Source organism: Streptomyces sp. NPDC020742 (assembly GCF_040641675.1).
GTDB lineage: Bacteria > Actinomycetota > Actinomycetes > Streptomycetales > Streptomycetaceae > Streptomyces.
This window is the reverse complement of sequence record NZ_JBFAEA010000013.1, coordinates 90273-102774: the sequence shown is the minus strand read 5'-3', so window position 1 is coordinate 102774 and position 12502 is coordinate 90273. Positions and strand designations below refer to the sequence as shown.

General features: G+C 72.4%; 12 protein-coding genes and 1 pseudogene. 7 read left to right on the top strand and 6 right to left on the bottom strand.

Annotation, left to right across the window (positions count from 1 at the left end):
- Nucleotides 1-63: 63 nt before the first annotated feature.
- Both AB0G84_RS22430 and cdgB read right to left on the bottom strand, forming a co-directional pair.
- The gene (locus AB0G84_RS22430; protein ID WP_361323409.1) at nucleotides 64-975 is read right to left on the bottom strand and encodes a carbohydrate-binding protein; all 912 of its coding nucleotides are present in this window, start codon (nucleotides 973-975) and stop codon (nucleotides 64-66) included.
- Between the two features lie 275 nt (nucleotides 976-1250).
- Entirely contained in the window at nucleotides 1251-2918 is a 1668-nt protein-coding gene (gene cdgB, locus AB0G84_RS22425) for a diguanylate cyclase CdgB (protein WP_361323406.1), read from the bottom strand.
- Nucleotides 2919-3317: 399 nt separating this feature from the next.
- Here cdgB and AB0G84_RS22420 point away from each other — a divergent pair, with 399 nt between their 5' ends.
- On the top strand, nucleotides 3318-3854 hold the full coding sequence (locus tag AB0G84_RS22420) for a flavin reductase family protein (protein WP_361323663.1): 537 nt from the start codon (nucleotides 3318-3320) through the stop codon (nucleotides 3852-3854).
- Nucleotides 3855-3982: 128 nt separating this feature from the next.
- Here the strand turns inward: AB0G84_RS22420 and arfB are convergent, their stop codons facing one another.
- Nucleotides 3983-4411: an alternative ribosome rescue aminoacyl-tRNA hydrolase ArfB gene (arfB, locus tag AB0G84_RS22415; protein ID WP_361323403.1), complete on the bottom strand. Its 429-nt coding sequence runs from the start codon at nucleotides 4409-4411 to the stop codon at nucleotides 3983-3985.
- Nucleotides 4412-4754: 343 nt separating this feature from the next.
- On the opposite strand from arfB, the gene AB0G84_RS22410 reads away from it, so the two are divergent.
- Nucleotides 4755-5330 (top strand): TerD family protein, encoded by a 576-nt coding sequence (locus AB0G84_RS22410; protein WP_361323400.1) that lies wholly within the window; start codon nucleotides 4755-4757, stop codon nucleotides 5328-5330.
- Nucleotides 5331-5819: 489 nt separating this feature from the next.
- Here the strand turns inward: AB0G84_RS22410 and AB0G84_RS22405 are convergent, their stop codons facing one another.
- Nucleotides 5820-6092 (bottom strand): helix-turn-helix transcriptional regulator, encoded by a 273-nt coding sequence (locus AB0G84_RS22405; RefSeq protein WP_361323397.1) that lies wholly within the window; start codon nucleotides 6090-6092, stop codon nucleotides 5820-5822.
- Between the two features lie 162 nt (nucleotides 6093-6254).
- Here AB0G84_RS22405 and map point away from each other — a divergent pair, with 162 nt between their 5' ends.
- The 4 genes and pseudogenes from map (at nucleotide 6255) to AB0G84_RS22385 (ending at nucleotide 9036) form a co-directional block, all read left to right on the top strand.
- Nucleotides 6255-7022 carry a type I methionyl aminopeptidase gene (map, locus tag AB0G84_RS22400; protein ID WP_361323394.1) on the top strand — a complete coding sequence of 256 codons (768 nt, stop codon included), beginning with the start codon at nucleotides 6255-6257 and terminating at the stop codon, nucleotides 7020-7022.
- 370 nt (nucleotides 7023-7392) lie between these two features.
- A pseudogene (locus AB0G84_RS22395) lies at nucleotides 7393-7536 on the top strand (sensor histidine kinase); the annotation flags it as partial.
- Nucleotides 7533-8225, top strand: a complete 693-nt coding sequence (locus AB0G84_RS22390) for a response regulator transcription factor (protein ID WP_361323391.1) — start codon at nucleotides 7533-7535, stop codon at nucleotides 8223-8225. The pseudogene AB0G84_RS22395 and the gene AB0G84_RS22390, both read left to right, overlap by 4 nt.
- A gap of 313 nt (nucleotides 8226-8538) precedes the next feature.
- The gene (locus tag AB0G84_RS22385; RefSeq protein WP_361323388.1) at nucleotides 8539-9036 is read left to right on the top strand and encodes a hypothetical protein; all 498 of its coding nucleotides are present in this window, start codon (nucleotides 8539-8541) and stop codon (nucleotides 9034-9036) included.
- Between the two features lie 42 nt (nucleotides 9037-9078).
- On the opposite strand, the gene AB0G84_RS22380 is transcribed toward AB0G84_RS22385, so the two are convergent.
- Both AB0G84_RS22380 and AB0G84_RS22375 read right to left on the bottom strand, forming a co-directional pair.
- Nucleotides 9079-9723 (bottom strand): pentapeptide repeat-containing protein, encoded by a 645-nt coding sequence (locus tag AB0G84_RS22380; RefSeq protein ID WP_361323660.1) that lies wholly within the window; start codon nucleotides 9721-9723, stop codon nucleotides 9079-9081.
- A gap of 331 nt (nucleotides 9724-10054) precedes the next feature.
- Nucleotides 10055-11158 (bottom strand): aminopeptidase P family protein, encoded by a 1104-nt coding sequence (locus tag AB0G84_RS22375; RefSeq protein ID WP_361323385.1) that lies wholly within the window; start codon nucleotides 11156-11158, stop codon nucleotides 10055-10057.
- A gap of 340 nt (nucleotides 11159-11498) precedes the next feature.
- On the opposite strand from AB0G84_RS22375, the gene AB0G84_RS22370 reads away from it, so the two are divergent.
- Entirely contained in the window at nucleotides 11499-12479 is a 981-nt protein-coding gene (locus tag AB0G84_RS22370; protein WP_361323382.1) for an AsnC family transcriptional regulator, read from the top strand.
- Nucleotides 12480-12502 lie beyond the last annotated feature (23 nt).

The following is a 12502-nucleotide window of genomic DNA, read 5'->3' as shown; positions in this document are numbered from 1 at the left end:
CTCAGGCTCCCGGCACCGCTCCCGGCGCTCCCGGCCACGAGCCGGCCCGGGGCCGGCTCCGGCTCAGTGCTTGGCCAGCCAGATCTTGTCCAGGTTCACGTCACACTGGTTCCCGCTCTCGCAGGACAGCTTGACGGTGTTGGTGCCCTTGTTGAGCTGGACGTACGACCAGGTCTTGGTCCAGCCCTTGTCCCAGGCGCCCTCGGGGCCGTGGGCGAAGTTCTCCATGTTGATCGGCCGGGAGTCCGCCTTGCCGTTGACGCTCAGCGTGAGGTTGGCGTCCTTGCCGGGCACGCCGTAGCCGACCCAGAGCTTGTACTGGCCGGCGGTGTCCACGTCCACGCTCCAGGTGGCCGATGCACCGGGGGTGTTCATGCCCGCGACATACGTCCCGCCGGCCGACCGGGCACCGGGTATGTCCTTCGCCGTGGTGGCACCGCCGTCGAGCCGCAGGCTGCCCGCGTCCTGCTTGGGCAGTTCACCGGGCTTGGGCTTGCTGGCCGGCTCGTCGCTGGGCTTGACCGAGTCGCCGGCCGTCGGGCCCTGCTTGCCCGCGGTGGCGCCGTTGTCGCCCTTGCTGTTGGTGAGCATCGCCACGCCGATGCCTATGCACACCACCGCGACCACCGCGACGGCGCCGATCAGCAGGCCGTTGCGGCGCCGCGGCTCCTGGCCGGAGCCCTGGCCCGAGGACGGCATGGCACGGGTACGGTCGCCGCCGGGCAGGGTCTCGGGCGCGGCGTAGTGCGCGTTCTGCTGCCCGTAGGTGACCTGCTGCGGGGCCTGCTGGCCGTACTGGCGCTGGCCGACCGCGCGGACCTGGTTGTAGGACGTGCGCGGAACCCCCGGCTGCCGGGCCGCCGCACCGTCGCCCGCCGAGCCCGGTGCGCCGCCCTCGCCGCCTTCCGAGCGGTAGAGGTAGCCGAACGGGTCGTCGTTCTCCGGCGTGTCCGCGCCGTTGTTGCCGGCCGTCATTCCGTGTCACTCCCAAGCGATCTGTGCGCGTCATGTACGCATCGGTACGCGTGCGCAGACACCTCTGCGCGAAGCTGTCTTCCGGGCCCCCGGCGGCGGCGCCGCATCGGCGCAGCCTACCCCGTCGGACCCCCGGCACACCGGCCCCGGAGTGCCACAAGATCGCTACGGATCGGTGAACTGCTGGTGCGGGGGCCGGCGGGCCCCAGTGTGAGATGTGCGGCACCGTGCACGGGGCATCCCCGCACCGCGCACCGCGGTGCCGCGCCGGCCGGTCAGCCCGCCGCGCGCCGGTTCGCCTTGGACCGCGAGCGCTTCTCCACGTACATCCGCTGGTCGGCGGACTCCAGCACTTCCTCGGCCGTCATCCCGCAGTTGGCCCAGCCGATCCCGAAGCTGGCCCCGACCCGGACGGCCCGGCCCTCCACCCGGATCGGCGGGATGATCGCGTTGCGCAGCCGCACCGCGAGGTCCTGGGCGTCGGCGGTGCCCAGGCCGTCGGCGAGCACCACGAACTCGTCGCCGCCGAGCCGGGCGACCGTGTCGCCGTCCCGCACCCCGCTGGTCAGGCGGCGGGCGACCTCGATCAGCACCGCATCGCCGGTGTTGTGCCCGAAGCGGTCGTTGATCGACTTGAAGCCGTCCAGGTCGCAGAAGAGCACGGCGAGCCCCTTGGAGCCGTCGTCGGCCGGGCCGTCCGACGGGGCGACCAGGTGGACGTGGTGGTCGAACGGGGCGGGCACCCGGCCCTCGAAACCGTCGACCCCGTCGAACGGCTCCTTGCCGCCCGCCCGGAAGCCGTGCGGATCGCCGGGGTGGCCGCCGGTCGAGGCGTACGCATCGGCCATCGAGCCGGGCGCGCGGGAGCACAGCCGGGCGCCGAGCCGGGCCCGCAGCTCGGCGCTGTTGGGCAGCCCGGTCAGCGAGTCGTGGCTGGCCCGGTGCGCCAGCTGGAGCTCGTGCCGCTTGCGCTCCTCGATGTCCTCGACGTGGGTGAGCAGGAACCGGGGGCCGTCGGCGGTGTCCGCGACCACGGAGTTGCGCAGCGAGACCCACACATAGGTGCCGTCGCGGCGGGCCAGCCGCAGCTCGGCCCGGCCGCCCTCGGCGGAGGTGCGCAGCAGGGTGCCGATGTCCTCGGGGTGGACGAGGTCGGAGAAGGCGTAGCGGCGCAGCCCGGACGCCGTGCGGCCGAGCAGCCGGCACAGCGCGTCGTTGGTCCGTAGCAGACGACCGTGCTGGTCACCGCCCATTTCGGCCACGGCCATACCGCTCGGCGCGTACTCGAAGGCCTGCCGGAAGCTCTCCTCGCTGGCGCGCAGGGCCTGCTGCTCGCGCTCCAGCCGGACCAGGGCGCGCTGCATGTTCGCGCGCAGCCGGGCGTTGCTGATCGCGATGGCGGACTGGAACGCGTACATCTGGAGGGCTTCCCGCCCCCACGGGCCGGGCCGACGGCCGTTGCGCGGCCGGTCGACGGAGATCACCCCGAGCAGGTCGCCGCCGTTGCTGCCCGCGGTGTACATCGGTGCGAAGAGGCGGTCCATCGGATGCCACTCGTCGGGGAACCGGGGCGCGGGCCCGGCCGTGTGCCACTGCGGTACGTCGTCGTCATCGAGCACCCAGCCCTCGGTGTGCGGGATGAAGCGCAGCTCGCCCCAGCGCTCCCCCATGGACAGCCGGCGCTCCCAGGAGGACCGGGCACCGACCCGCCCGGCCATCAGGGCCTCGGCCCCCGCACTGCCCGCGACCGCCGCGACGACGAGGTCGCCGTCCGGGCGGACGAGGTTCACCGCGCAGAGCTCAAAGCCGAGGCCGGTGAGCGCACCGTCGGCCACGGTCTGCAAGGTGTCCGCAAGGCTGCGTGCGGTATTCAGCTCGGCGACCACTTGGTGCAGCTGCCGCAGGGTTGCAAGACGGACGTATGGCTCCGACTCGGTCTCCATCGCTCGCTCTCCCTGAGACCTCGACAGCAAACTCCGCGATTCTTCGTCGTCCGATTCCACGCTCACTGAATCACAGTGAGCTGTTCACTCGGTACACAGGGTCAACAATTAGCGCCTGCTGTGACTCAAGTCACAGACAGTGAGCGAGTGTTGATGATCTCTCGCGTACCCATTATTGGGCCACCCCTTCACCCTTTCTACACTTTCTGAACGCAAACCCAGGAAACTTCCGGCGCCCCGCCCCTCGGTCGGCAGACCTAGGACGCGGGTGGGCCCAGGGCCCGATGCGCACCGGAGAGTGGGGAAGTTAGCGTTCATGGCGTGTTCACGAAAAGCCCTGCCGATGCGGTGGCCGCCGGCCCCGCCGCCCCAGCCACACCCACCGTCACCCCGGCATCCGTGCCCGGCGACGGGCCGATCCCGCATGCTGTGGGGGTGAGTGACGACGAGTTCCGTGCCGCTTTGTCCCGTCTCGCCGCCGGCGTGGTGCTGATCACCGCCCACGATCCGGACGCCGGGCCGCGCGGCGAGGACGCGGGCATGACCGCCACCGCGTTCCTCTCCGTGTCCCTCGATCCGCCGCTCGTGATGGTGAGCGTTCGCAACGACTCCCGGATGGACGACCTGCTGGCGGAGCAGCCGCTGTGGGCGGTGTCGGTACTCTCCGGCCACCAGCGCCACGTTGCCGGGCGATTCGCAATGAAGGGCCGCATCAGCGACCGACTGCTCTTCGAGGACATTCCGCACGTACGGGGCGAAGCCTCCGGGGCGCCGCTCATCGAGGGCGCACTGGCGGCGCTGGAGTGCCGTACCGAGCAGCGGGTGGTGGCGGGCGATCACACCCTGGTCATCGCGCGCGTACTGGCGACCACGCTCCCCACCGAGGACGACGGGCCGCTGACGTACTTCCGGGGGAAGTACCGGCAGTTGGGGTGAGGAGAAGGAGCGGGGGCGGCGAAGCCGTGGGTCGGGGCGCGAGGCGGTGGGTCGGTGAGGCGGTGCGTCGGCGGGGCGGCGAGCCAGTGGGGCGGCGGGGCGGGCCCCAGGGGCTCGGGCCCTGCGGGTCAGGTCCAGTCGCGGCCGGAGCGCCCGCGCTTGGTCTCGCCGCGCTGCTTCTTCTCGCGCAGCCGCCGCTCATTGATGCCCCGTGGGATCCGGGACTTGCGGCGCGGCTTGGGCGGCGGTGCGCTCGCCTCGGCCAGCAGCGCGGCCAGCCGTACGGCCGCGGTCTCGCGGTTGCGCCACTGCGAGCGGTGGTCGGAGGCCCGCACGGACAGCACACCGCCGACCAGCCGGCTCGCCAGCCGCTCCAGGGCGCGCTCCTTCCACACCGGCGGCAGCGCCTCGGTGCCGGCGAGGTCGAAGCGCAGCTCCACCTGGCTGTCGCTGGTGTTGACGTGCTGGCCGCCCGGCCCCGAGGACCGCGAGAAGCGCCAAACGAGTTCGGCCTCGGGAAGGACAACCGAACCACGGATGACATAGGGCCCGGACATGGTCCTATGATCCCCCGGCCCTGGGAACACGTCACCTTCTTTTGCCTGGCGTTCCAGGCCCCGCCCGGCTCTGCTCCGGCTCCGCCACGTGCCACACCTCGGCACCGGAACCCGACATCGGGTCCGGGCACGCAGATCCGGCACCAGGGTTTGGTGCATCAGAGTCCGCCAGCAAAGTCCGGCAGCGGAGTTCGGCAGCAGAGTCCGGCATCAGGATTGGGCAAAGAAAGTAAAGGCCGCTGGAACCTCCCGGTCCCCCCGCGGCGTTGTGGTGGGTGACGGTAGCTTCGTGCGCGACACGGAGCCCGACGACCTGACGCGTTGACTAGGAAAGGGACATCCCATGGCTGTAAGCCTGTCCAAGGGCGGCAACGTCTCGCTCACCAAGGAGGCACCGGGCCTGACCGCCATCACGGTCGGCCTCGGCTGGGACGTCCGCACCACCACCGGCACGGACTTCGACCTCGACGCCAGCGCGATCGCGGTCAACGCGAGCGGCAAGGTCTACTCCGACCAGCACTTCATCTTCTTCAACAACAAGGCCACGCCGGACCAGTCGATCGTGCACACCGGTGACAACGTCACCGGCCAGGGCGAGGGCGACGACGAGCAGATCAACGTCAACCTGGCCGCGCTGCCGGCCGACATCGACAAGATCGTCTTCCCGGTCTCGATCTACGACGCCGAGAGCCGCAGCCAGAACTTCGGCCAGGTGCGCAACGCCTTCATCCGCATCGTCAACCAGGCCGGCGGCGCCGAGGTCGCCCGCTACGACCTCAGCGAGGACGCCGCCACCGAGACCGCCATGGTCTTCGGCGAGCTGTACCGCAACGGCGCCGAGTGGAAGTTCCGCGCCGTGGGCCAGGGTTACGCGTCCGGCCTGCGCGGCATCGCGCAGGACTTCGGCGTCAACGTGTAAGGCACCGAAAACCGCTGAACACCGCCGACCGTCGCCGACGCCTCCGCCACCCACACACCGGAAGCTGAGGCAGCACGGCGTAGAGGCAGCAAGCGCTGAGGCAGCACGGCGTAGACGCAGCACGGCGCTGAGGCAGCACGGCGCCGAGGCAGCACGGCGCTGAGCCGCCGAGGAGTTGCCTCGCCGAGGCGGGCATCCGCCGTTGTCCGAGGGCCGGTCCCCCACCAGGGGCCGGCCCTCGGCGCGTTCCGGGGACGTACGCACGCCGCCGGCGGCCCAAGAAGACGCCCTCACGGGTCGGACGGTCCCGCCTCACCGACCGGCCGACCGCACCCCTGCCCAGGCGACCGCTTCGCACCGTTCGGGCATCCGCGTCCCACCGCTCAGGCGGTCGTACCGCACCGTTCGGGCATCCGCGTCCCACCGCTCAGGCGGTCGTACCGCACCGTTCGGCGCCCCAGCCCACCCTCGGGCGATCGCGCCGCACCGTCAGGCGACCGCATCCTCGGCGTCCGTCCCGGGCGGGGTGGCCAGCGCCGCGACCTCGTCCAGCGACAGCCCGAGCACCCCGGCCAGCGCGGCGATGGTGAAGAACGCCGGCGTCGGCGCCCGCCCGGTCTCGATCTTCCGCAGGGTCTCGGCGGACAGTCCCGCCACCGCCGCGACCTCGACCATGCTCCGCCCGCCGCGCGCCTCGCGCAGCAGCGCGCCGAGCCGCTCACCGCGTTCGCGTTCCCATGGGGTCAGTGGAGTCCGCACCATGCCCGTGATACTAATACCGGTAAATAAATACCGGTAAACAAATACCGCCGAAGGCCGGGTGACCCACTGCCGCCCACCGGTTGGCATCGCCGATGGCGCACCACTGCGCGCGCACCGCCGGCGGGCGCTCACGTCGGCGGCCGACACTGGAAGGTCGTACTCATGGTGGAACTCAAGACCGATACCGCGCTGGACGCGATGCGGGTCGCCGGCCGGGTCGTTGCCGACGCCCTGGCCGCGGTCCGCGCGGCGGCCGCCCCCGGGGTGCGGCTACTGGACCTGGACGAGGTGGCCCGTACGGTCCTGCGGGAGGCCGGCGCCGACTCGCCGTTCCTCGGCTACCGCCCGTCCTTCGCCCCCACCCCGTTCCCCGCCGTCATCTGCGCCTCCGTCAACGACGAGATCGTGCACGGCATCCCGGACGCCACCCGGCTGCGCGATGGCGACCTGGTGAGCATCGACTGCGGCGCGCTGGTGGACGGCTGGGCCGGCGATGCGGCCGTCAGCTTCACGGTCGGCACCGCACGTCCCGAGGACCGGCGCCTGATGGACACCACCGAGCAGGCGCTGGCGGCCGCTGTCGCTGCGGCCGTGGTCGGTGCCCGGATCGGCGATATCGCCCATGCGATCGGCAGCGTGGGACGCGCCGCCGGCTATGGCATCCCCGAGGACTTCGGTGGCCACGGCATCGGCCGCCGGATGCACGAGGACCCGCCGGTGCCCAACGACGGCCGCCCGGGACGCGGCTTCGTCCTGCGCCACGGCCTGGTCATCGCCATCGAGCCGATGTTCCTGGCCGGCGGCGCGGACGGCTATGTCACGGACGGGGACGGCTGGACCCTGCGCACCATGGACGGCAGCCGCGCCGCCCACTTCGAGCACACGGTGGCGGTGACGGACGAGGGACCACGCGTGCTGACCATGCCGTGAGGGCACCAACCGGCCGTGGCATGAGGGCACCAACCGGCCGTGCCGTGAGGGCACGAACCGGCCGGGCGTGAGGCGGTAGCCGACCGGGTCGGCCGGCTGGGACGGGCGGGCAGTCGGGGCCTGGCGGATCTGGCGGATCTGGCCGGCCCGATGAGTCATGCGGGCCTGGCGGGTCTGGCCGGCCCGATGGGTCACCCGGGTCACGCGGGTCACGCGGGTCACGCGGGTCACGCGCTTCAGATCGGCAGGTGCGTCAGCCTGGCCAGGAGCAGCAACGCGGCACCGGCAGCCGACTCCCGCCAGCCCACATGCCCCACATGCCCCACATGCCCCACCCCTGCCCCGTACGCCCGTACGCCTGGCTGACTCAGCCCCCGCCGGCCGGTTACGCGCCCCCGGCCCGCCCGCCGTGCACGCCCGGATGCGGCAGCTCGGCGGCACCCTCACCATGGAATCCACGCCGGGCGAGGGCACCGTTCTGTCCGCCGCCATCTCCCTGGAGCACGTCCCATGACACCGTCCGCCGGCGACCCCGTACACACCCCCGTGCGGGTCCTGCTCTGCGACGACCACCCCGTCGTACGCGCCGGACTGCTGGCCCTGCTCAGCAGCGCCCCGGGCATCGAGGTCATCGGCGAGGCCGAGGACGGCGAGCAGGCGGTGGCGATGGCCGCCGCACTCCGCCCCGACGTCGTGCTGATGGACCTCCAGCTCGGCTCGGGCATCGACGGCATCGAGGCCACCCGCCGCATCGCCGCCCTGGGGGAACCGGAGCGGGGTCGTGGCCGGGCCGGGGAGGGGCCCACCACCCCACACGTCCTCGTACTGACCACCTACGACACCGACGCCGACATCACCCGCGCGATCGAGGCCGGCGCCACCGGCCACCTCCTCAAGGCCGAACGGCCGGAGGAACTGTTCTCGGCGATCAGGGCCACGGCCGCCGGCCGCACCACGCTCTCCGCAGCGGTCGCCCACCGCGTCCTCGCCCAGATGCGCAGCCCCCGCCCCGGCCTTACCGACCGGGAACGGGACATCCTGCGGCAGCTCGCCCGCGGGCTGAGCATCCGCGAGATCGCCCACGCCCTCTCCCTCAGCGAGGCCACCGTCAAGGCGCACCTGAACCGCCTCTACGACAAGCTCGGTGTGGACACCCGCGCCGGCGCCGTCTCCGTCGCCAGAGAACAACGGCTCCTGCCCTGATGCGGCTCCTGCCCAGAACGCCTCCTTCCGGTGCGGGGTCCGCGGTTCCCTGAGCGCTGCCGACCGATCCCGAGCACGGTCCGAGCAGTTGCGGGTGACCTACGGTCCGAGCAGCTCCGGGTCACCGTGAGCACCGGTCACGGCCAGCAGCGCGGCCGGTCTGACCACCGGGTGGGGTGACCGACCCATGACGGGCACCACCACCCCTGCTGGGCACCACCAACCCCGCCGGGCACCAACCCGCGCCGCGCACCACCGACCCCCGCCGGGCACCGCCGGCGGTCCGCCCGCTCCGCCGTGACACCATCAAGACGTGATCGACCTCGGCTACTCCCTCTCCCGCCGCTTCCCGGACCCGCCCCAGACGGACTACCGGACCGCGGATGTGCGCACCCTGCGCCATGACCTCTTCTGCGGCGACGTCTATATCGCCGATACGAAGGAGGACCGCGAGCTGTCTACGGCCTGGGGCTGGGTACCGGTACTCGACTTCGCCTGGGCGCTGTGCGACATCGTCGAGCAGCTCGACACCGACCCCCGGGGCAGCCGCTCCGCCCGCCCGATCCATGCCGAGCTGGACTTCACCGAGTCCGCGGACCGGATGCTCTTCGAGCGCCGCTTCGGGTGGGTGGACATCGACGCCGACTGGCTGCCGGCCGACGAGCCCCCGCTCAGCTTCAACCACGCCGCACTGCGCCGGGAGGCCCGCGACTTCCTGCACGACCTGATCGCCGACCTGACCGATATGCACGAAGGCCTTGGCGACAACCCGGCCCTCTGGGACCTCCAGGCGCGCTTCCCCCGCATCTGACCCCCCTCAGGGCGCCTCTGGCAGCACGCCGTCACTCCAACCTCACTCCACCCGTACGCCCACCTGTGCTGCGAACGCCGGTGCCAGGTCCAGCAGTTGGGCCGCACTGATCACCGCGCCCGACAGTCGGTCGATGCCCCGCGCGATGTCCACCGCGGCCGCTCCGCGCAGGTCCACGTCCTTCATCCGCACCTCGGAGAAGTCCACCCGCGCCAGGGTGCAGTCGTCGAAGGTGACCCGCTCCAGCTGCGCCCCCGCGAAGTCCGCCTCGACCAGCACACACCCCTCGAAAGCGACGTCCCGCAGCTTCGCACCCCGAAGGTTCGGGAAGTCGATCTTCCCTCCGCGCACCACGACCCGTTCCAGCACCGCGCCGTGCAACTGCACGCCGCCCAGCCGGACGTCCGTCACCTCCACATCGCGCAGTGACGCCCCGGACAGATCCGTCCCGACCCCGCGCACCCCGGCCAGCACGCTGTCGATGAACCGGGCCCGGCCGAGCACCGTTTCGTCGAGCCCGCAGCGCCGTATCGCACAGTCCATGAACCGCGCGCCGCGCGCAGACTGCCCCGCCAGGTCCGCATCCGCGAACTCCAGGCCGTCGTAGTCCCCTTCGACCTCCAACTCCCCGCCGTCGTACGCCACCAGCTCAGGCAACCGCACCTCCGGCCGCCGTACCGACCGCACCGTCCCGCTACCGCGCCCGGCCACGCGACCACCGCCTTTCACCGTCGTCCCACCCACGCCTCGTCCGCAGGCATCCGCCCCACGGCCGCACCGCGACAGCACCGCAACGGCGCCACAGCTGCCCTCAGCCTCACCGCCGTCGCACCGCAGCCATCTCGCCGCCGCACCGCCGCCGCACGGATCCATCCTGAACCACCCCACTGACAATCCCCCCGACCTGCGCACACACCTCCCCGCCGCCCCGCCCCGGACCGACCACCCGCCAGCCCGCCCGGGACGGCCCGCCCCACCCCGGACCGACCACCCGCCCGCCCGGGGCGCCCCACCCCGGCTACCGCACCACCGCCAGCTCCCGCTCCGTCCCGTTCAGCCGTCGACCGCCCGACTCCGTGCACGTCACGATGTCCTCGATCCGCACCCCGAACCGCCCCGGCAGGTAGATCCCCGGCTCGATCGAGAAGCACATCCCGGGCACCAGCGGCAGGTGCTCGCCCTCCACCAGGTACGGCGGTTCATGAGTGGTCACCCCGATGCCGTGCCCGGTCCGGTGGATGAAGTACTCGCCGTACCCCGCCGCCTTGATCACCTGCCTGGCCACCCGGTCGACGTCCTGGCACGCGATGCCCGGCCGTACCGCCTCGAAGGCCGCCTGCTGCGCCTCCCGCACGATGTCGTGGACCTTGCGCTCCTCGGCCTCCGGCTCCCCGACGTGCACGGTCCGGGTGGTGTCCGACCCGTATCCGTCCTTCAGCCCGCCGAAGTCGAGGACGACCATGTCGCCGTCCTCGATGACCCGCTCGCCCGCCTCATGGTGCGGATTGGCTCCGTTGGGGCCCGAGCCGACGATGGTGAAGTCCACCTGGCTGTGCCCGTGCTCGACCAGCAGCCGGGCGAGGTCCGCCGCCACCTCGGACTCCCGGCGGCCGGCGAACCGTACCCCCAGGATCTCCTCGTACGTCGCATCCGCGGCCGCCCCGGCGGCGGCCAGCCGCTCCACCTCATGGGCGTCCTTGACGGCGCGCAGCATCGGCAGCACCTCCGTCAGCGCCGCATACCCGCTTCCCGGCAGCGACCGCTGCAGCCCCAGCAGGTGCAGCGCCCAGGTCGCATCGGAAACCCCGTAACGGCCCTGCGGCTCCATCCACTTGGCGAACTCCGCATACGGATCCGCACCGTCGCGCCACCCGACCACCTCCAGCGCCGCGGCCCCCGGGGACAGCTCGGCGTCCGGCCGCTCCAATACGGGCACCAGCAGCCTCGGCCGCCGCCCCGGCTCGATCAGCAGCGCGGTCAGCCGCTCGGTGACCGCCGTCGGCCGGTACCCGCACAGCCACCCCAGGTCCGGCCCGGGCGTCACGACCAGACCGGCCAGTCCGGCATGGGCGGCGGCCCGCCCCGCCCGCTCCATCCGGCGCTCGTAGTCCTCTTGCGTCATCGAAATCACCATGCGGGCGAACTTACGCCGGAACCCGCCGCCCCACCCCGCAGAAACCGGCCGCCATGCGGCTCTTCACCCCACCAGTGCCCCACGGGGCCCACACCGCCCCCGCGCTCCGCCCCTGCGCCCACCGACACCAGCCACCCGCACCACACCGCCCCGCCCGCCCGGCCGGCCGTCCCCCGCACCGTCCCGCCGACCGCATCCGGGCCGTCCCGCCCACCACTGCCCCGGTTGGTAGAAAGGGCTGACCAGGTTGTGGAGAGGGCTGACCAGGTTGGTGGAAAGGGCTGACCAGGTTGTGGAGAGGGCTGACCCGGTTGGTGGAGAGGGACACATGCTGGACGTGGTCGGACGCGGGCTGCTGCAGGCGCTGCAGATCGACGGGCGGGTGCCGTTCTCGCTGGTAGGCGAGGTGCTGGGGGTGTCGGACCAGACGGTCGCGCGCCGGTACGCACGGCTGCGGGCCGAGGCACGGGTGCGGGTGCTGGGCGCGGTGTGGCCGCAGGCCGTCGGGCGGCAGCTCTGGGTGGTACGGGTGCGGTGTGTGCCGGAAGCGGCCGTGGGGCTCGCGCGTGCGCTGGCGCGGCAGGCGGAGACCTCCTGGGTGCAGATCGCCTCGGGCGGCGCGGAGATCTTCTGCATGGTGGAGGCACGGCTCGACGCCCCGGTCGAGGAATCGGCGCTGCTGTCCCGTCTCCCGCGCACGCCCCAGGTGACCGACGTGAGTGCGCACTGCGTCCTGCACACGTTCTTCGGCGGCAGTACCAGTCCGCTGACGAAGAACGGGCCCTTGTCACCCGATCAGTGCGCCCGGCTGCGACCGCAGCCGCCCGAAGCCGAGCCGATGGCCTCCCCCAGGGCCTCGCCGATGGACCTCTCCGCGGAGGACAAGGCGTTGCTGGGGGCCTTGGCCCTCGACGGACGGGCCGGGTTCCGGTCGCTGGCTTCGACGACCGGCTGGTCGCAGACGCACGTACGGCGTCGGCTGGCGGAACTGCGCGCGGGCGGGATCGTCTACTTCGATGTGGACTTCGATCCGGTGCTGTTCGGGCTGCGGACGTCCGCGACCCTGTGGCTCAACGTCGCGCCGGGCGACCTGGCAGCGGCGGGCGAGGCGCTGGCAGCGCATCCACAGGTGAGTTTCGCCGCGGCCACCACCGGTGCGTCCAACCTCTACGCGAGCGTCCAGTGCAGCGGGAGCGCGGCGCTGTACGCCTACCTCACGGGGCCGGTGGCGGCGCTGCCCGGTGTGCGGTCGGTGGAGACCGCGCCGAGCATGCGGCTGTTCAAGCAGGCTTCGCCGGTCGTCGGATAGCGCCGCCGGAGGAGCGGCAGGTG

What these genes read in the sequence shown, in the direction of transcription:
- AB0G84_RS22410 (WP_361323400.1), top strand. Translation starts at nt 4,755, where the DNA reads ATGGCTGTAAGCCTGTCCAAGGGCGGCAACGTCTCGCTCACCAAGGAG.
- AB0G84_RS22390 (WP_361323391.1), top strand. Translation starts at nt 7,533, where the DNA reads ATGACACCGTCCGCCGGCGACCCCGTACACACCCCCGTGCGGGTCCTG.
- AB0G84_RS22430 (WP_361323409.1), bottom strand. Translation starts at nt 975, where the DNA reads ATGACGGCCGGCAACAACGGCGCGGACACGCCGGAGAACGACGACCCG.
- AB0G84_RS22375 (WP_361323385.1), bottom strand. Translation starts at nt 11,158, where the DNA reads ATGACGCAAGAGGACTACGAGCGCCGGATGGAGCGGGCGGGGCGGGCC.
- cdgB (WP_361323406.1), bottom strand. Translation starts at nt 2,918, where the DNA reads ATGGAGACCGAGTCGGAGCCATACGTCCGTCTTGCAACCCTGCGGCAG.
- arfB (WP_361323403.1), bottom strand. Translation starts at nt 4,411, where the DNA reads ATGTCCGGGCCCTATGTCATCCGTGGTTCGGTTGTCCTTCCCGAGGCC.
- AB0G84_RS22370 (WP_361323382.1), top strand. Translation starts at nt 11,499, where the DNA reads ATGCTGGACGTGGTCGGACGCGGGCTGCTGCAGGCGCTGCAGATCGAC.
- AB0G84_RS22405 (WP_361323397.1), bottom strand. Translation starts at nt 6,092, where the DNA reads ATGGTGCGGACTCCACTGACCCCATGGGAACGCGAACGCGGTGAGCGG.
- map (WP_361323394.1), top strand. Translation starts at nt 6,255, where the DNA reads ATGGTGGAACTCAAGACCGATACCGCGCTGGACGCGATGCGGGTCGCC.